Source organism: Caulobacter sp. 602-2 (genome assembly GCF_011043625.1).
GTDB lineage: Bacteria > Pseudomonadota > Alphaproteobacteria > Caulobacterales > Caulobacteraceae > Caulobacter.
Genome location: NZ_JAAKGT010000003.1, coordinates 320,654 through 339,141 on the forward strand (window position 1 = coordinate 320,654; position 18,488 = coordinate 339,141).

Genomic DNA, 18,488 nt, shown 5'->3' on the forward strand with positions numbered 1-18,488 from the left:
CGGTGGGGGGCCGTGTTCAGCTTCCGCGACCTCCGCCGGTGTCGCGTTCACTCCCCCCACCGATCGCTTCGCGATCACCTCCCCCACAGGGGGAGGTTCCTTGAGGGGCGAGACGTCCCGCCTCAGCTCACCACGAACGTCGCCGCCGCGCGCGCCTTCGCGTCCTTCGCCGCCCCAACCACCACCGCGCCGTCGCGGTGCATCAGATACCCGCCGTCCGGCGCCTGGAACGACACGCCCTTGCCGGCCAGCCCCTTCACGCGCCTGAAGGCCGTCGCCGGGTCAGCCGCGACCGCCACCGCTCCGCCTTCGACGCGCAGCCCATGGCCCGGCCGCAGGATCGGCTCCAGCGTCACCACGCCGCCCGGACCCGCCTTCTGCCGCAGCTGGGTCGTCGCCAGCGCGCCCGCGCCCACGTTTACCGCATCGCCCTCGACCCGCAGGAACGCCCCCGGGCGATCAACGGGCGAGAAGCGGTCTGGGATCTCGCCCGCCCCGGCCGGCACGCCGAAGTCGGGCGTTCCGTCAGGCTTGTAGTAGAGCCGCTGCACCCGGGTGTGGCGGTTGGGATCGAACAGCGGATTGCCCTTGATCGCCTTGTAGTCACGGCCGTGGAAAACGAGGACGTCGCGCCCCTGCTCGTCCACCGTGAACGAGTTGTGGCCCGGGCCCCAGACGCCGGTTTCCTCCGACGAGACCAGCACAGGAACGGGCGACTTCGTCCACGAGCCCTCGGCCATCAGGTCGGCGTCCGCATCGGCGGACAAAAGGCCCAGGCAGTAGCGGTCGTCGGTGGCGCTGGCCGAATAGGCGATGAACACGCGGCCGTTGCGGACCAGCACCGCCGGCGCCTCAGCCACCTTGAAGCCTCGCACCTCCCAGTCCAGCGTCGGCACGGTCAGGCGCACCGGCGGGCGGGCCAGCGTCAGGGGCGTGGCCATCGGGGCGAGGTAGAGGTTGCTGTTGGTCTCGATCCCCGGCTCCTTCTGCGCCCAGCAGAACCAGCGCACGCCCTTGTGGTGGAAGATCGTGGAGTCGAGGTTGAAGCTGTCCCAGGGGGTCGCAACCTCTCCCAGCAGGCTCCAGGTCCCGGTCAGGGCGTTCCGGCCCTGGCAGCGCAGCACGTAGGTGCGGATGCGGAACGGCTGGCCCTTGTCGCCGGCGGCGAAATACATGTGCCAGGCGCCGTCCAGCCAATGCAGCTCCGGCGCCCAGATGTAGCCGCCCAGCTTGCCCTCGGTCGGCCGCCGCCAGATCACCGCCTCTTGCGCGGTCGCCAGGCCCGCCAGGGTGCGCGAACGGCGCACGATCAGCCGGTCGTACTCGGGCACCGAGCCGGTCAGGTAGTAATAACCGTCCGTGTGCCTGAAGACCTGGGCGTCGGCGCGCTGGCGCACCACGGGATTGAGCAGCGGCGCGGCCGCCGGCGCGGCCAGGGCCTCGCCCGCCAGCCCGCCCAGACCCACGGCCCCCGCGCCGGCCAGCAGGATGCGTCGCGAAGGCTGCGGGTCGAAACTGGTCACGGTCGTTTCCTCAAACGCTTCGCGCCTTCGCGCGATTTGTCTGAGTTAAAGCACGTCCCGCAGCCAGGCCACCAGGGGAATGTCGGCCGGCGGCATCTCGTAGTCGGCCAATTTGTCGGGCTTCACCCAGGCCATGGCCTTGTGCTCCTTGGCCGTCACCAGTCCCTCCCAGCGCCGCAGCAGATAGAGCGGCATCAAGAGGTGGAACTTCTCGTAGGTGTGCGAGGCGAAGACGAAGGGCGCCAGGCACGCCTGGGCCACCGTGATGCCCAGCTCTTCGTGCAGTTCGCGGATCAGGCACTCTTCGGGCGTCTCGCCCTTCTCGACCTTGCCGCCCGGAAACTCCCATAGGCCCGCCAGCGACTTGCCCTCGGGGCGCTGGCAGATCAGCACCCGCCCGTCGACGTCGATCAGGGCGGCGGCGGCGACCAGGACGATGGGGCGGTCGGTGGGCGGTGCGGCGATGCTCATGCCCGATCCATCGCGGGCTTTGCCGGCGCTGGCAACTCCCCCGACGCGACAGGCGTTGCCGAAGAGAGCTTCAAAGGAGGAACGCCATGTCGCTGGACGATCGGCTGGTGAAGAGCGGCGACCTGATCGGGGTCGCGGTCACCGATCCCAAGGGCCACAAGCTGGGCGTCATCCGCGAGGTCTTCGTCGACCGCGACGCCGGCATCGGCCGCTATGTCGCCGTCGAGCCGGCGGGCCTGTTCACCGGCGGCAAGTACCACCCCCTGCCCTGGCGCATCCTGGCCTTCGACGACAAGGCTAAGGCCTACGCCACCGACCTGTCGAAGGACCGCTTCAAGGACAGCCCCGCCTACGACCGCGACCAGCTTTCGAAGACCTCCTACGGCTGGGCCGAACAGGTGGAGCGGTACTTCGAGGGGTAGCGCGGGGACCCCCTCCGGCCCTCCGGGCCACCTCCCCCAGAGGGGGAGGATCTAGTCAGCAAGATGCTCCCCCTCCGGGGGAGCTGTCGGCGAAGCCGACTGAGGGGGTCACACCCCCTCCACCGCCGCCACCCGCTTCAGCGCAGCCCCCAAGTCCTCGACCATCTCGCTCGTCGTCGCCCACGAGCACATGAAGCGGGCCGAGCCGTCGAGGAAGCGGTAGACGAACCAGCCCTCGCCGCGCAGCAGATCGAGCGCCGCGTCGCTCATGGTCACGAACACGCCGTTGGCCTCGACCGGATGGGCGATTGGATAGGGCATCAGCTCGGCCAGCTTGCGGGCCATGGCGTTGGCGTGGGCGGCGCGGGCGGCCCAGGGGCCGGTCCCGCCATCCTCGCCCAGCAGCCCCAACCAAGGGGCGGCCAGGAACCGGCCCTTGGAGACCAGCTGGCCGGCGTGCTTGATCCGTGCGTCCAGGCGGCGGCGATGGGCGGGGTCGAGGAACACCACCGCCTCGGTCGGGGTCGAGCCGGCCTTGGTGCCGCCCATCACCAGAATGTCGACGCCCAGGCGCTTCACCGCCTTGAGGTCGAAGCCCGCCGCCACGGCGTTGGCCAGCCGCGCGCCGTCCAGATGCACGCCGTAGCCCTTGGCCTTGGCCGGATCGATCAGCGCCTTGAGGGCCGCCTCCGAATAGACCGTGCCGTACTCGGTGGCCGTGGTCAGCGACAGGGCCGCGGCCGGCTGGCGGTAGGAGACGTCGGGCTCAGCCAGGGCCGCCTGCAGCGCCGCGACCTCAATCTTGCCAGACGCGCCCGGCAGGCCGATCAGCCCCACGCCCTGGCCGAAGAAGCCCGGCGCGCCGGTCTCGTCGGTGCAGATGTGGGCGTGCTCGTGGGCCAGAACCGCCTCGTGCGGCGAAGCCAGCAGGGTCAGGGCGAAGGCGTTGGCCGCCGTGCCCGACGGCATGAACTTGACCTCGGCGTCGGCGTCCAGGGCGGCGCGGATCCGGTCGCCGGCCGCCTGGCTGACATGGTCGGTCCCATAGCCCGACGCCGTGCCGGCGTTGGCCGCCAGCAGCGCCTCCATCACCTCGGGCATGGCGCCGGCGACGTTGTCGGAGGCGAAGTCGTAGCGGGCCATGGGCGGATCACTCGGCAAGGAAGACAGGTCGCCTCGATGCCGGGCTTTCGCCCCGCGATCAAGCCGCTCGCAGCGCCCGGATCCTCGGCCACAGCATGTTGACCGCCAGGCCGGCCAGAACGAGGCCCGCCGCCATCAGCTTCCAGGCCGGCAGGCCCTCGCCCAGCAGCAGGGCCGAGGCGCTCATGCCGAACACCGGCACCAGCAGGGCCATCGGCGTGATGGTCGCGGCCGGGTGGCGGGCCAAGAGCCAGCCCCAGGCGCCGTAGCCGAACATGGTGTTGCCCACCGCCTGCCAGACCACCGCCAGCCAGGTGCCGAGATCCGCGCCGACCACGCCCTTGACCATGGCCGGCCAGCCTTCCAGCCACAGGGCCATGCCCAGCAGCGGCGGGATCGAGAACAGGCTGGCCCAGACCACATAACCCAGCATGTTCACCGGGCCGGCCTGGCGCGCGACGATGTTGCCGCAGCCCCAGCTCAGCGCCGCCAGCAGGCCCAGCGCCACGCCCAGCGGCGTGGCCGAGCCGCCGCCGTGCAGGGCGATGATCGCGATGCCGGCGACGGCCAGCAGCAGGGCTACGACCTGGAAGCCCTTCACCCGCTCGCGGTTGATCTGCATGGCCAGGGCGATGGTGAAGAACACCTGGGTCTGCAGGATCAGCGAGGCCAGGCCCGGCGAGATGTGGCCCTTCATGGCCACGAACAGCAGTCCGAACTGCCCCGCCCCGATCAGCAGGCCGTAGCCGGCCAGATTGAGCCACGACACCGCCGGCTTCTTCACGAAGAACACCAGCGGCAGCAGCACCAGGGTGAAGCGCAGCGTCGCGAAGGTCAGCGGCGGCAGATGGTTCAGCGCCTGACGGATGACCACGAAGTTGGTGCCCCACACCGCCACCACCGCCAGGGCCAGCAGAAAATGGCGAAGCGGCAGGGAACTGGGCATGACGGGCACTCCTCGAACGGCGCCCTAACTAGGCCTTGGGGATGCCTGGGGGAACCGTCTTACGGCCCATTTTTGTCCGGACGCCCGCGCCCTGACGGGCGATGTCGCGGCAGGGAGCCCGTAAGTCCGCCTCATCCGCCCACTGAGTATTCGCCCTTAGCGACCACAGTAAACGCGGCCGAAATCACTGTGACGCGGGCGTGAAGTTTTCGCGAAACCCGACGTCCGCACGGTCAAGTTTAGCACCTCGTTAGGTGTGAAACCGCCATTCACCCTCGCGAGTGGAGGCGTATTCCGATGTTCACCTTGCGCGACACGGTTTCTTCCCTGGCCCCGGCCAGGGCGGAAGACCTGGGCAAGACCTTGTACGAGCGGTTCCGTGAGGAGCCCGACACCCTGATCATCCCGGTGCTCGACGCCGACGACCGCCCCGTGGGCCTGGTCGAGCGCAACGCCTTCTTCCTGCGCATGGCCGCCGAGTACGGCCGCGCCCTCTACGCCAATCGCCCGATCGAAGTGCTGATGGACAACCAGCCGCTGGTCGTCGAGGCCGACGTCGAGCTGGCCGCCTTCACCAACGACAGCCTGTCCTACCGGGCCAGCGACCTGCTGCGCGGCTTCATCGTCACCGACGGCGGGCGCTATCTGGGCGTGGGCACGGTGATCGGCCTGCTGCAGGCCGCCAGCGAGACCAACCGCCGCAACCTCGACGCCCTGGCCGCCGCCAAGGCCGACGAGGAGCGCGCGCGCACCTTCATGACCGCCGTCGTCGAGTCCATCCCGTCGATGGTGTTCGTCAAGCGCGCTTCGGACCAGAGCTACGTGCTGCTCAACCGCGCGGGCGAGAAGATCCTGGGCTATTCGCGCCAGGAGATGATCGGCCGCACCGACGCCGAGTTCTTCGATCCCGTGCAGGCGGCGATCTATCACGCCCGCGACGCCGAAGTGGTGCGCTCGGGCGAGGTCAAGGTCATCGAAGAGGACCTGATCCCCCGCAAGGACGGCACGACCGCCATCCTGCGCACCAAGAAGATCGCCATCCTCGACGCCGAGGGCCGCCCCGAATACCTGCTGGGCGTCTCCGAAGACATCGCCGAGCGCAAGCGGGCCGAGGCCCAGATCGCGCGCCTGGCGCACTACGACCCGCTGACCGAGCTGCCCAACCGGTTGCTGTTCCACAAGGACCTTTCCGACGCCCTGGCCCGCGCCGCGCGGCGCGAGGACCTGGTGGCCGTGCACTGCGTCGACCTGGACCGCTTCAAGGTGGTCAACGACACCCTGGGCCATCCGGTCGGCGATGCTTTGCTGAAGGCCGCCGCCGAGCGCCTGCGGGCCTGCGTGCGCGAGGGCGACACCGTGGCCCGCCTGGGCGGCGACGAGTTCGCCGTCGTGCAGATGGGCCTGACCGACCTGTCGGGCGCCACGCGCCTGGCCGCCCGCATCGTCGAGGCCCTGGAAGCGCCGTTCGACCTTCTGGGCCACCAGGTGGTGATCGGCGGCAGCGTCGGCGTCGCCGTCTCGCCCGACGACGGCCTGGACTGCGACGAGCTGCTGAAGAAGGCCGACATGGCCCTCTACCGCGCCAAGGCCGACGGCAAGGGCACCTTCCACTTCTTCGAGCGGGCCATGGACGAACAGCTGCAGGCCCGCCGGGCCCTGGAGCTCGACCTGCGCAAGGCGCTCAGCGAGGGCCAGTTCGAACTGTTCTACCAGCCGCTGTTCGACCTGGAGGCCGACCGCGTCACCGGCTGCGAGGCCCTGCTGCGCTGGTTCCACCCCGAGCGGGGCATGGTCTCGCCCGGCGAGTTCATCCCGCTGGCCGAGGAGATCGGCCTGATCGGCGCCCTGGGCGACTGGGTGCTGCGCGCCGCCTGCGACGAGGCCGCCCGCTGGCCGCAGCACGTGCGCCTGGCGGTGAACCTCTCGCCCGCCCAGTTCCGCGACCGGCGCCTGGCGGCCACCGTCGTCCAGGCCCTGGCCGCCTCGGGCCTGGCCGCCGAGCGCCTGGAGCTCGAGATCACCGAAAGCGTGCTGCTGCAGGACAGCGCCTCGAACATGGCCATCCTGCACGACCTGAAGGCGCTGGGCGTGCGCATCTCGATGGACGACTTCGGCACGGGCTATTCGTCGCTGAGCTATCTGCGCAGCTTCCCGTTCGACAAGATCAAGATCGACCAGACCTTCGTGCGCGACATCCTCGACGACGCCGACGCCCTGGCGATCATCAAGGCCGTGCTCGACCTGGGCGCCAGCCTGGGCATCACCACCACCGCCGAGGGGGTGGAGTCCGAGGAACAGCTGCACGAACTGCGTCGCCAGGGCTGCGGCGAGATCCAGGGCTACTTCATCAGCCGCCCCAAGCCCGCGGTCGAGATCGCGGCTTTGCTGGGGGTGGAGACGGCGCCGCGCGGGCTGTCGGACGTGGTGGCGTTTTCGACGAAGATGTCCGCCGAAACGACCAGCGCGCCCCACAGGGCCGTGGGCTGACCCTGAAGGAACCTCCCCCTCTGGGGGAGGTGATCGCGAAGCGATCGGTGGGGGGAGTGATTGCGAGATCGGCGACGTCTGCGGCAGCTGAGAACGTCCCCCCACCGGCCTCCGGCCGCCTCCCCCAGAGGGGGAGGTTCCTCATGCTTCAGCCGCATCACCCTCCGCAAACCCTTGCCCCTCAAGGCCCGGCCCTTGACTTCGCACTTGCGATATACGATATGAGCCTCGCGCCAGTCGGCGCTATCGGTGCTCCAGCCGCGTGACGGACCCTTTTCGGTTCAGCCTGTCGAGCGCCTTGAAAGCTTCTCATAGACCGCCCGTATCACGCGGGGCGCTCCCCACCGACCCGCCGCCAGGCGAGCCGTGCGAGGACCGCGCGCGCCGTCTCGCGACCGTTTGAAAGATACGTCCGCAGTGACTCAATTCACCGACCTTGGCCTGGCCAAGCCGATCCTCAAGGCCCTGGCCGACAAGGGCTACACCCAGCCCACCCCGATCCAGGCCCAGGCCATCCCGATCGTCATGAAGGGCCGCGACCTGCTGGGCATCGCCCAGACCGGCACCGGCAAGACCGCCGCCTTCGCCCTGCCGATCCTGCACCGCCTGGCCGAGGACCGCCGTCCGGCTCCGCGCCGCGGCTTCCGCTGCCTGGTGCTCTCGCCGACCCGCGAACTGGCGACCCAGATCGCCGACAACTTCAAGGCCTACGCCGCGCACCTGGGCCTTTCGGTCGCCACCATCTTCGGCGGCGTTAAGTATGGCCCGCAGATGCGCGCCCTCGCCGCCGGCGTCGACGTCGTCGTCGCCACCCCGGGCCGCCTGATGGACCACCTGGGCGAGAAGAGCGCCACCCTGGGCGGCGTCGAGATCTTCGTCCTGGACGAGGCCGACCAGATGCTCGACCTCGGCTTCGTGGTGCCGATCCGCAAGATCGCCAGCCAGCTGCCCAAGGACCGCCAGAACCTGTTCTTCTCGGCCACCATGCCGGGCGAGATCGGCAAGCTGGCCGGCGAACTGCTGAAGAACCCGGCCTCGGTCTCGATCACCCCGCAGGCGACCACGGTCGAGCGCATCGACCAGTCGCTGATCTACGTCGAAGCCCAGCGCAAGCGTCCGCTGCTGGCCGAACTGCTGGCCGACAAGAGCGTCGAGCGCTCGATCGTCTTCACCCGCACCAAGCGCGGCGCCGACCGCGTGGCCAAGTATCTGACCGCCGCCGGCATCGAGAGCGCCTCGATCCACGGCGACAAGACGCAGGGCCAGCGCGAGCGCGCCCTCGCCGCGTTCAAGGCCGGCGAGGTCAAGGCCCTGGTGGCGACCGACATCGCCGCCCGCGGCATCGACGTCAACGACATCAGCCACGTCTTCAACTACGAGCTGCCCAACGTGCCGGAGGCCTATGTCCACCGGATCGGCCGCACCGCCCGCAAGGGCAAGGACGGCGTGGCCATCAGCTTCTGCTGCGACGACGAGCGCAGCCTGCTGAAGGACATCGAGAAGGCCACCCGCCAGAAGATCCCGTCCTTCGACCGTCGCAACGACAAGGCCCTGGCGGCCGCGGCGGCCGTCGCCGACAAGCTGGCCCCGGCCGAGAAGTACGTCGACCCGCGCAAGGCCGACCCGCGCAACAACGTCCCCTCGGAACTGCGCCGCAAGCGCAACCGTAACGGCGGCGGCCAAGGCAAGAGCGCCCAGGGCAAGGGTGGTCAAGGCGGCGGCCAGCAGGCCCAGGGTCGTGGCGAGGGCCGCAACGGCGGTCGCGGCAAGGGCGGCGGTCAAGGCCAGGGCAAGGCGGCCGCCGGCGGCGGCGACTTCCGCGGCCCCAAGCGCGGCGTGCAGCAGGTCGAGACCCGCTGGAGCCCCATCGACTAGGGAGCCCCTGCTCCAACCAAGGAAAGGCCGCCTCACCCGAGGCGGCCTTTTTTTCTGCGCCGGCCCGCGGAACCGACGCCGCCTCAGGGTCGAGCCGGCTCGCCCCGGCGGCGAAAACCGCAGCCCTGGGCCGAGCGAACTGCGACGCTTGCGCACAGGGGTGGCGCTGCGCCCTTGCAACCGCTTTGGCCCTCGGATCATTGTTCGCCCGGACCCGGCTTTAGGGGAGCCGGTGGGAGGGACAAAACGCCATGCCGCAGGGCGAAGGGCGGAGCTTGCCTGCGTTCACGCGCCTGGCCGGCGGGGAAATGGCCGCGCGCTTGAAGGCTTTCGATTGGTCGAAGACCCCGCTGGGTCCGCGCGATGCGTGGTCGCCAAGCCTGCGCCTGGCCGTCGACATGCTGATGGCCACCAACTTCCCCATGGCCCTGCGCTGGGGGCAGGACCTGATCCTGATCTACAACGACGCCTACGCGCCCTCGCTGCGCGAGCGTCATCCCGACGCGCTGGGCCGGCCGTTCACCCAGCATTCCGACGCCTTCCGCGCCACCCTGCTGGGCATCCACCAGGACATCCTGTCGGGCCAGAGCGGCGGCTACGCCCTGGAGCGCATGCCGCTGCAGGTCGAGCGCGAGGCCGGCGACGCGCGGCTGGCCCACTTCGCCGTCAGCTACAGCCCCGTGCCCGACGAGACCGCCCCCACCGGCGTCGGCGGGGTGCTGATCTCGGCCGTCGAGGTCACCGGCGCGGTCGAGACCGAGAAGGAACTGCGCGACACCCAGGCCCGCTACAACATGGCCCTGGAGGCCGCCGGCGGCGTCGGCGCCTGGGAGTGGGACATCAAGGCCAACAAGGTCTATTGCGACGCCCGCTACGCCAGCCTGCACCAGGTGGACCCGGCCTTCGCCTCCCTGGGCCTGCCGGCCCAGCGCTTCACGCCGGCCGTGCACGACGAGGACCGCGAGCGGGTGCGCGACATCGCCCTCGCGGCGATGCAGACCGGCGGCGCGTTCGCCGACGAGTATCGCCTGGTCCAGGCCGACGGCTCCGTGCGCTGGGTCGCGGCCAGCGGCCATTGCTATCTCGACGCGGCCGGCCAGGCCGACCGCAACGCCGGCGTCGTCTTCGACATCACCGAGCGCAAGCGGATGGAGAGCGAGCTCCTGGAAGCCCGCCTCGACCGCGACATCGCCATGGAAGCCGCCGGCATGGGCCGCTGGGACCACAATCCCAGCACCGGCCAGCGCTACTGGGACCAGCGCTCGTGCCAGATGTTCGGCGTGCCCGAGCCCGGCCCGCAGGACTTCCAGGGCTTCATCGACCTGCTGCATCCCGACGATGTGGACGGCGTGCTGGCCGCCGTGACCGCCGCCACCGACCCCGCCGGCGACGGGCTGATCAACATCGAGTACCGCATCGTGCGCCCGTCGGACGGCGCGCTGCGCTGGATCGAGGTGTTCGGGCGCGCCTACTTCGAACGCGGCGCCTGCGTGCGCTTCGTCGGCGTCGGCTCGGACGTCACCGAGCGCAAGGAGGCCGCCCGCAAGCTGGTCTCGCAGGAAGAAACCCTGCGCCTGGCCATCGAGGCCGCCGACGTCGGCACCTGGGACCTCGACATCCGCAACGACGTGCTGACCTGGTCGGACCGCTGCTACGCCATGTTCGGCGTCGCCCCGGGCACGCCGGTCGTGCGCGACGACTTCTACACCAACCTGCACCGCGCCGACCGCGACGAGGTGCGCGAGGCCCTGCGCCGCACCCTGGATGGCCGCATCCGCGCCGACTACGACGTCGAGTTCCGGGTGATCGGCCGCGAGGACGGGGTCGAGCGCTGGCTGGCGGCCAAGGGCAAGGCCTTCTTCGACGCCGACGGCAAGCCGGTGCGGATGATCGGCACCACCGTCAACATCACCGATCGCAAGCGCGCCGAACTGCATCTGCGGCTGCTGGTCAACGAGCTGAACCACCGGGTGAAGAACTCGCTGGCCACCATCCAGGCCATCGCCGGCCAGACCTTCCACGCCGCCCGCTCGCTGCCGGCCGCGCAGGAGGCCTTCACCGCCCGGATCATCGCCCTGTCCGAGGCCCACGACGTGCTGACCCGCGAGAACTGGGAAGGCGCCGACCTGCTGGACGTGGTCGACCGGCTGGTGGCCCTGCACGGCGGCGAGGGCCGCTTCGTGCTGGACGGTCCGTCGGTGCGGTTGTCGCCGCGCCCGGCCCTGTCGCTGTCGATGGCCCTGCACGAACTGGCCACCAACGCGGTGAAGTACGGGGCCCTGTCGCGCCAGGGCGGCCAGGTGACGATCAGCTGGAGCGTCGACTACAGCGGCGTGCCGCGCCTGGCGCTGCGCTGGAGCGAAAGCGGCGGCCCGCCGGTGGTCGCCCCCACGCGGCGCGGCTTCGGTTCGCGCCTGATCGAGCGCGGCCTGGCCTCGGAGCTTTCCGGCGAGGCCCGCATCGACTTCCGCCCCGAGGGCGTGGAGTGCTCGATCACCGCGCTGCTGGACTGCTGACTTCGCCTCTTCCTCTACAGTCCGTCATTCCCGCCCTTGTGGCGGGAATGACGGGCGGACAATCAAGTCCTCAAGCCATCCGCAGCACCTTGGCGATCTGGGCGTCGCTGCGGCGCAGGGCCAGCATGGCCAGGCCCGCGAAGGCCAGCGGGATCGTCGCCCAGGGCGAAAGACCCGCCACCGCCAGGCCCGTCGCACCCGCCAGCAGGGCCGACACCACCACCTCGGCCAGGGTGGCGAACCACGAGGCGCCGCGGCGGCGCTTGAAGTCCGCCCGCTTGCCCGGCTTCTGGTGCCAGACGTTGATCAGGCCGCAGGCCCAGGCCGACAGGCCCGCCCCGAGGGCCGTCCACAGGGCGGTGATCGGCGCCAGCCACAGCAGCACCGCCAGCGGTACGGCCAGCAGCAGGGCCACCGGCAGCAGGGCGGCCGCCAGCTTGGCCCGGCGCAGGCTGCGCGTGGCGGCGGGCGAGACGGCCAGCAGGTCGGGGCTTTCCTCGGCCGACAGGGTGATCCAGGCCAGGCTGCCGGCCACCTGACCGGCCAGGAACACGACCACGCCCGCGCCGCCCGCCAGGGCCGCCCCGCCGTCGCCATGGCCGGCGTTGCGGCTGAGGATCACGGCCGTCGGCACCAGGTAGAGCACCCGCAGCAGCACCTGCGACAGTAGGCTGGCGTCGCGCAGGATCAGCCGAAGCTCCTTGGCCAGGGTGGCGGCGAACACGCCGCGGGCGAAGGCCCGATCGCGGCCCTTCACCGGCCGGGCGGCCGAGGCCTCGGCGCCCTGCGTGGCCGCCGCCGCGTCGGCGAAGCGCTTGCCCAGCGACAGCGCGGCCAGGGCGAAGGCGCCCGCGCCGATCGCCAGCATGACCACCAGCGGCAGGGGCTCGCCCAGCATCGCCTTGAGCGGCCAGTAGCCGATCGGCGGGATCTTCACCCGCCCTTCGGCGGCCTCGCGCGCCAGCGACTGGAACAGGCTCTCGCTGGCCCGCTCGCCCATCAGCGTGCGGATCTGGCTGACCAGGAAGAAGGCCGCGCCGGTCAGGGCGGCCAGCACCTGGGCCACGGTGCGGGTGCGGCGGGGGCCGATCAGCCGGAACAGCGTCATGGCCAGGGTCAGCCCCGTGGCCGTCGCCAGCAGGGCCAGCGCCGCCAGCACGCCGAACAGGCCCAGCCAATGGGGATGGCCCAGGATGATCGCCGGCCCGAGCAGCGGCGTGACGAAGATCAGGAACACCGTCAGCACGCCGGTCGCCACGCCCAGGGCGCGCACGAACAGCACCGTGCGCGGCGGGATCGGCGAGGAGAACAGCAGGTCCAGGTCCCCGCGCTCGTAAAGCGCCTCGCTGGCCGCCGCCAGGGTCTGGGACAGCATCAGGGTGAAGGCGGTGGCGCAGCAGGCCAGCGCGATGGCGGCCGACAGCGGGACCACCGGCACGTTCAGCCCGCGCAGGGCCAGCCCGATGATCACCCCGCCGGTCAGCATCAGCAGGGCCAGAAGCGAGAGGCCGATCATCGCCCCGACGCCGCCCATGGCCCGCTTGCCGGTCAACGCGCGGAAGTTCAGCCGCACCTCATGGGCCAGCAGCCAGGCGACGCCGCCGGGACGCAGCAGGCTCACGCGGGGGCTCCCTCGGCGGTCAGTTGCAGGAAGACGTCCTCCAGGGTGTCGCCGCCGCCCTGCCCGGCCTGCGAGCGAAGGGTGTCGAGCGTGCCCTCGGCCAGCAGCCGCCCGCCGGCGATGATGCCGATGCGGTCGGCCATGCGCTCGGCCACCTCCAGGATGTGGGTGGTCAGGATCACCGTGCCGCCGGCGTCGACGCGGGCCTGCAGCATGTCCTTGACCAGGCGCGCCGAGGCCGCGTCCAGGCCCGTCAGCGGCTCGTCCAGGATCAGCAGCTTGGGATCGTGGATCAGGGCGCCGGCCAGGGCGACCTTCTGCTTCATGCCGCGCGAGAAGCCCTCGCACCGCCGCCTCGCCTCCGACGCCAGGCCCAGGGTCTCCAGCAGCTCCACCGCCCGCGCCTTGGCGTGGCGGGGCTCGACGTTCCACAGTCCGGCGACGAACTCCAGGTACTCCAGCGGCGTGAGGCGGTCGTAGATCATCGCCTCGTCGGGCGCCCAGGCGGTGACCGCCTTGGCCGCGGCCGGATCGGCCAGGGCGTCGACGCCGAAGATGCTGATCGATCCCTTGTCGGGCTTGGTCAGGCCCGCGACCATCCGCAGGGTGGTGGTCTTGCCCGCGCCGTTGGGGCCCAGCAGCGCATAGAGCTCGCCCGGGTGCACCGTCAGGTCCAGCTCGCGCACGGCGGGCTTTGAGAAGGTCTTGTCCAGCCCCCGGACGATCAAGGCTTCGGTCACGCTGGCTGCCCCCGTGCAATCACAGCGGGCATGTGATCTCGATTGGGTCGGCCGTGCAAGGCGCGGGGCAGGTTGAGCGGGCCGACGCGCAAAATCCTCCCCCTCTGGGGGAGGTGGCCCAGAGGGCCGGAGGGGGCCGGCGCGGCCTCGGCCGCTACCCCCTCAGTCGCTCCGCGACAGCTCCCCCAAAGGGGGAGCAGCTGACGGCGGGCGTTCTACCGCCCGCCCTACGCCACCCGCGTCTCGACCTTGACCCCGGCGGTCAGCATCTTGTGCACCGGGCAGGCCTCGGCGATCTCCAGCAGGCGCTGGCGCTGCTCGGCGTCGAGGTCGCCGGAAAGGCTGATCACGCGGTCGAACACGTCGGCCGGAACCTGGCCGGGCAGGCGCCGCCAGGTGGTCTCGACCCGCACCGCGCCCAGGGCCCAGCCCTTGCGCTTGGCGTAGAGGCGCAGCGTCTGGGTCGTGCAGGCCGCTAGGCCCGCGGCGACCAGGTCGTGGGGGTTGGGGCCCGTATCCAGGCCGCCCTCGGAGGGCTTCAGATCACCGGCCAGCCGCGAGGGGCCGGCCGTGACCAGGATCTGCACGCCGCCGTGGCCGCTGTCCTCGGCGATGGCGGAAGGGCGGGCGATGTCGGTCATGGCGAGGATCCTGCGTCTGTCGAGAACGCCAATGTGGCGCCTTGCCCGATCATGCGCTTGGTTGAATCCGCGCGAACGTGAAGGTTCAGGCGGCCGCGCCGGCCCCGACCTTGAACAGGTGCGTGGCGCCGCGCCAGACCTCGACCTCGTTGCAGCCGCGATGCATGTCGAACAGCTCGTTGGCCCGCAGGCGCGCGGCATGGTCGTCGGCGCAGGCCGTGACGTCGAAACGGGGAACCGAGCCGTCGCGCTCGACACAGAAGAAGGTGAACACCTGCATGGGAACGATGCGTCCTCATCAGGCGGGCCGTGTCCATGTTCGATGGGCGGGGCCGCAGCGCCAGCTGACTTCCGCAGCCGGCTCTTGAGAACCCAATATAATGATCGGCGTTCGATTCACCATAGGGGTTCGGTTTCTTAACAGGACTCAGTTGGGGACGAATCCCGCAACCAGGGAATCCGTCGCCGAGACGGTGGTTCCAATTCCGCGTGAATGCGCTTTCCCTGGGCGTCATCACGCACTAGGTTCGCCAACCTTTCGCAAACGGCGACGTTAAGAGACTCATGGCCGCGCACTATCTCGATTTCGAGCGACCCATCGCCGACCTGGAAGCCAAGATCGAAGAGCTTTCAAAGCTTTCCGAGACGGCTGGCCCTGGCGCGTTCGACAGCGAGATCGGCGCCCTGCGCGAGCGCGTGCAGGTGCTGCGCAAGGAGGCCTATGCCGGCCTCGACGCCTGGCAGAAGACGATGGTCGCCCGCCACCCGCAGCGCCCTCACCTGCGTGATTATGTCGCGGGCCTGATCGACGAGTTCGTCGAGCTGCGCGGCGACCGCAAGTTCGCCGACGACCAGGCGATCGTCGGGGGCCTGGGCCGCTTCCGCGGCATGCCCGTGGTCGTGATGGGCCACGAGAAGGGCTACGACACCACCACCCGCCTCAAGCACAACTTCGGCATGGCCCGCCCCGAAGGCTACCGCAAGGCCGTGCGCCTGATGGACATGGCCGAGCGCTTCAACCTGCCGGTCGTCACCTTCGTCGACACCGCCGGCGCCTATCCGGGCCTGGGCGCCGAAGAGCGCGGCCAGGCCGAGGCCATCGCCCGCTCGACCGAGCGCTGCCTGACCCTGGGCACCCCGATGGTGGCCACCGTCACCGGCGAAGGCGGCTCGGGCGGCGCCATCGCGCTGGCCGGCGCCAACCGCGTGCTGATCCTCGAGCACTCGATCTATTCGGTGATCTCGCCGGAAGGCGCGGCCTCGATCCTGTGGCGCGACGGCGCCCGGGCCAAGGACGCGGCCACCAACATGAAGATCACGGCGCAAGACCTGATCAAGCTGCGCATCGTCGACCGCATCGTCGAGGAACCGGCCGGCGGCGCCCATTCGGATCCGGAAGCCGCCATCAAGGCCGTCGGCGACGCGGTCGAGGACGAGCTGAAGAAGCTGTCGCTCCTGACCCCCGCCGAACTCAAGCGCCAGCGCGCCGAACGCTTCTACGCCATCGGCCGCGAAGGGCTGCAGTAGCAAGCGGGCGCTCGCGTTGACGATCATCGATCGACGCATCATCTTTCGTTCCAGGCCATCAAACTGGCCTGGAACGAGCGCTTCATGGAAATCTCGGTCGCCGACGCCGAAGGCCAACTGACCGACCTCGTCCTCAAGGCCGAGGCGGGTGACGAGGTCGTGCTGACCAGACATGGCCAGCCCACCGTCCGCTTGGTCCCCATACGGGCCAAGGCGAACGCCGGCAAGTTCGACCCCGCCAAGCGCCGCGCCTTGATGGAAGCCATCGCCAAGGAAGGCGCGGCGCGGGCCACACCCGGCCCTTCGGCCGCCCGCAGTCAGGACTTCCTCTACGACGACGGCATGCCGGGGTGATCGCAGTCGACACCTCCGCCTTGATGGCGATTGCTCTGGGCGAGCCGGAAGGGCGACGATGCATCACCGCCCTTGCCGAAGAGCCCGACCTCGTCATATCCGCCGGCACGCTCGCCGAAACCCTGATCGTCGCCGCGCGCCGCAATGTGACGCCGCAGGTGCGTCAGCTGCTCGACGATCTTGGGATGACCATCGCGCCTGTCTCCGAGGCCGTCGCCGAGCGCGTGGCGCAGGCCTACCAGAGTTGGGGCAAGGGTTTTCATCCCGCAGGCCTGAACTGGGGCGACTGCTTCGCCTATGTGACGGCTTCCGATTGCGGCGGACGCTTGCTGTTCGTCGGCGATGACTTCGCCCGCACGGATCTGATCTCTCGATAGAAATCTGAGAGGGCCATGTCACAAGGCCCGCGCTCGTCTCGTCCTGATCCCGAAGGCCCCATGCCGGGGCCATGCCGAGGATCACGACCATGAGCGACGACACCGCCGCCTTCCGCCACGACGAGAAGGACCTTAGTCGATACGCGATCGAGACGGCGAAGATTGACGAGGGTAGATAGCTACCACATCCTCATTATCTACAATGACAATGGGCACGGTGGCTTGATCCTAATGCTACTCATCTCCATTGCCCTCCTGTTTGCGGTGGAGAACGTGGAGCGGGGCACGACGGAGGCCGCAGATTGGCAATGTGCAACGCCCCTCATTGAGAAGAATTATCGCCAGAACGTTGATCGCGAACAGCTTGCGCTACGGATCGCAGATGAGTGCGCCCGAACATACTCGCCTCGTCGGATAACGACTGAATCTGACAGACTTCTTGAGGCAACGGAACGAACGACATTCTCTTACAGTCGCCAAGCATTCGCCCTCGAGATCGAAAACCTTATTGCCCGAGCTCAACGCAAAGATCGCATAAGATTGAAGCGTTGAACCTGAAATAGCCCGAAATTGTTGAACAACACGCCATGCGAGGCGTTGCCCAAGCTCCCCCGCTAGAGGAGACGCCCGCATGGCCCAGACCTTCGAAGACGCGCTCGAGACCGTGCTGGCCTGGCTGGACGCGCCGCCGCCGTCGGGCTCTCCCGAGGAGGCCCGCTTCCTGGCGGCGATCGAGCGGGTGCTGGCCGAACCCGACGGATCGGAGGCCAGCGCCGAGCAGGCCGCCGCCATCGACGACATCGTCCACGTCGACGACGACCTGCGAGATCGTCTCGCCAAGCTGGCCGGCGCCCGCCGCAATCCCTTCGGCGACCACCCCGACGGCATCGGCCCGACGCTGGGCATGGATCTGGGGGTGAAGAAAGGCGGCTAACATGCACTCACATACTCTGAATGGTATTCAGAGAAATACCTTCACGCTCAGAATTTATTATTCACATAAATCAAATATGATCAGATTGTCCGGGCATGCATTAACAAAAATAACCGACCGCACTTCACTAAAAAATTATCCTGGAATTTCACACAGCGGCAGTATCTATGCGCACCAACCACCGCACCCACGAAAATCCCTGACTTATCATCAAAATAGCTAAATCCAGGGGTGGCGATGGTGCATCAGGCGTCCCTTCAATATGTCGGTATTGATGGGCAGCATTCGTCCACTCTGAGAATGATTTCAACATCAGCTTACCAGCATCAAGACTCGCACCAGCCTGAGTAGTTTCTAAATATTTTCACATATCTCTACCAATCTCAGAAGCACCCAATCTCGACGCTCCAAATTTAACTTTGAAGACATTTTCGGCGGCATCATAAACAGCTCTAATCGCATCACGCGTGTTATCAACATCCAAGGCGGGCTGGACACGCTCAAGAGCCTCTCTTGCAGCGATAAAGTCCGCCGCTGATAGACCAGCTATGCTTGATTGCAGAGATGAATGAAACTCCGCATCGACCAGATAATGAACTCCACCATACTCACCTAAAGAGTATGACAGATTTTCCTCCCGAAACACCCTCTCAACCCGAGCAACGGGATCATCAATATAACTGGAGGACATTTGACAAAATATTGTCACTATATCTAAAAAGTCTACCAAACTTACCCTTACAAAATCACCACCTAAATAAGAGAAATCAACCCCAATCTCTGAAGATATGTGCCTCGCAATTTCAACACGCGGGGTATAGGCCATCATCATAAAAAGACTTGAAACCCTCTTTCTCGCCCTTTTGCTGTCGGATATAGGCTCACCTTTATCCACGTAAACGTGCGAAAAT

16 protein-coding genes and 1 pseudogene are annotated in these 18,488 nt (G+C 68.6%); 8 read left to right on the plus strand and 9 right to left on the minus strand.

The window, feature by feature from the left end; genetic code table 11:
* Positions 1 to 122: 122 nt before the first annotated feature.
* Both G5B46_RS09805 and mutT read right to left on the minus strand, forming a co-directional pair.
* A complete protein-coding gene (locus tag G5B46_RS09805) occupies positions 123 to 1,523 on the minus strand; it encodes a glycoside hydrolase family 43 protein (RefSeq protein WP_346764894.1) in 1,401 nt (466 codons plus the stop codon).
* A gap of 45 nt (positions 1,524 to 1,568) precedes the next feature.
* Entirely contained in the window at positions 1,569 to 1,994 is a 426-nt protein-coding gene (mutT, locus tag G5B46_RS09810) for an 8-oxo-dGTP diphosphatase MutT (protein ID WP_165258212.1), read from the minus strand.
* A gap of 86 nt (positions 1,995 to 2,080) precedes the next feature.
* Here mutT and G5B46_RS09815 point away from each other — a divergent pair, with 86 nt between their 5' ends.
* Positions 2,081 to 2,416 carry a PRC-barrel domain-containing protein gene (locus G5B46_RS09815; protein ID WP_165258214.1) on the plus strand — a complete coding sequence of 112 codons (336 nt, stop codon included), beginning with the start codon at positions 2,081 to 2,083 and terminating at the stop codon, positions 2,414 to 2,416.
* Positions 2,417 to 2,524: 108 nt separating this feature from the next.
* Here the strand turns inward: G5B46_RS09815 and G5B46_RS09820 are convergent, their stop codons facing one another.
* Together G5B46_RS09820 and G5B46_RS09825 are read right to left on the minus strand one after the other, a co-directional pair.
* Entirely contained in the window at positions 2,525 to 3,559 is a 1,035-nt protein-coding gene (locus tag G5B46_RS09820; RefSeq protein ID WP_165258216.1) for a beta-eliminating lyase-related protein, read from the minus strand.
* Positions 3,560 to 3,617: 58 nt separating this feature from the next.
* Complete coding sequence (locus G5B46_RS09825; protein WP_165258218.1) at positions 3,618 to 4,505, minus strand: EamA family transporter; 888 nt, start codon at positions 4,503 to 4,505, stop codon at positions 3,618 to 3,620.
* 297 nt (positions 4,506 to 4,802) lie between these two features.
* Between G5B46_RS09825 and G5B46_RS09830 the strand changes: the two are divergent.
* The 3 genes and pseudogenes from G5B46_RS09830 to G5B46_RS09840 form a co-directional block, all read left to right on the plus strand.
* A pseudogene (locus G5B46_RS09830) lies at positions 4,803 to 6,902 on the plus strand (EAL domain-containing protein); the annotation flags it as partial.
* A gap of 507 nt (positions 6,903 to 7,409) precedes the next feature.
* Positions 7,410 to 8,867 carry a DEAD/DEAH box helicase gene (locus tag G5B46_RS09835; protein ID WP_165258222.1) on the plus strand — a complete coding sequence of 486 codons (1,458 nt, stop codon included), beginning with the start codon at positions 7,410 to 7,412 and terminating at the stop codon, positions 8,865 to 8,867.
* 320 nt (positions 8,868 to 9,187) lie between these two features.
* Positions 9,188 to 11,383, plus strand: coding sequence for a PAS domain-containing protein (locus G5B46_RS09840; protein WP_240903415.1), 2,196 nt, complete (start codon positions 9,188 to 9,190; stop codon positions 11,381 to 11,383).
* A gap of 70 nt (positions 11,384 to 11,453) precedes the next feature.
* Here the strand turns inward: G5B46_RS09840 and G5B46_RS09845 are convergent, their stop codons facing one another.
* From G5B46_RS09845 to G5B46_RS09860, 4 genes are all read right to left on the minus strand, one after another.
* A complete protein-coding gene (locus tag G5B46_RS09845) occupies positions 11,454 to 13,004 on the minus strand; it encodes a hypothetical protein (protein ID WP_165258226.1) in 1,551 nt (516 codons plus the stop codon).
* On the minus strand, positions 13,001 to 13,744 hold the full coding sequence (locus tag G5B46_RS09850) for an ABC transporter ATP-binding protein (protein ID WP_165258228.1): 744 nt from the start codon (positions 13,742 to 13,744) through the stop codon (positions 13,001 to 13,003). The genes G5B46_RS09845 and G5B46_RS09850 overlap by 4 nt, the downstream gene beginning before the upstream one ends.
* A 227-nt stretch (positions 13,745 to 13,971) precedes the next feature.
* Complete coding sequence (locus G5B46_RS09855; RefSeq protein ID WP_205691578.1) at positions 13,972 to 14,385, minus strand: OsmC family protein; 414 nt, start codon at positions 14,383 to 14,385, stop codon at positions 13,972 to 13,974.
* Positions 14,386 to 14,470: 85 nt separating this feature from the next.
* Positions 14,471 to 14,665: a hypothetical protein gene (locus G5B46_RS09860; RefSeq protein ID WP_058350467.1), complete on the minus strand. Its 195-nt coding sequence runs from the start codon at positions 14,663 to 14,665 to the stop codon at positions 14,471 to 14,473.
* Positions 14,666 to 14,949: 284 nt separating this feature from the next.
* On the opposite strand from G5B46_RS09860, the gene G5B46_RS09865 reads away from it, so the two are divergent.
* The 4 genes from G5B46_RS09865 (at position 14,950) to G5B46_RS09880 (ending at position 17,577) form a co-directional block, all read left to right on the plus strand.
* Positions 14,950 to 15,912, plus strand: coding sequence for an acetyl-CoA carboxylase carboxyltransferase subunit alpha (locus G5B46_RS09865; RefSeq protein WP_058350468.1), 963 nt, complete (start codon positions 14,950 to 14,952; stop codon positions 15,910 to 15,912).
* An 84-nt stretch (positions 15,913 to 15,996) separates the two neighbouring features.
* The gene (locus G5B46_RS09870; protein WP_165258230.1) at positions 15,997 to 16,266 is read left to right on the plus strand and encodes a type II toxin-antitoxin system prevent-host-death family antitoxin; all 270 of its coding nucleotides are present in this window, start codon (positions 15,997 to 15,999) and stop codon (positions 16,264 to 16,266) included.
* Positions 16,263 to 16,643, plus strand: coding sequence for a type II toxin-antitoxin system VapC family toxin (locus tag G5B46_RS09875; RefSeq protein ID WP_165258232.1), 381 nt, complete (start codon positions 16,263 to 16,265; stop codon positions 16,641 to 16,643). Before G5B46_RS09870 ends, G5B46_RS09875 begins: the two co-directional genes overlap by 4 nt.
* A gap of 631 nt (positions 16,644 to 17,274) precedes the next feature.
* Entirely contained in the window at positions 17,275 to 17,577 is a 303-nt protein-coding gene (locus G5B46_RS09880; protein ID WP_165258234.1) for a hypothetical protein, read from the plus strand.
* Positions 17,578 to 17,941: 364 nt separating this feature from the next.
* Here G5B46_RS09880 and G5B46_RS09885 read toward each other — a convergent pair whose 3' ends face one another.
* On the minus strand, positions 17,942 to 18,406 hold the full coding sequence (locus G5B46_RS09885) for a hypothetical protein (RefSeq protein WP_165258236.1): 465 nt from the start codon (positions 18,404 to 18,406) through the stop codon (positions 17,942 to 17,944).
* Positions 18,407 to 18,488 lie beyond the last annotated feature (82 nt).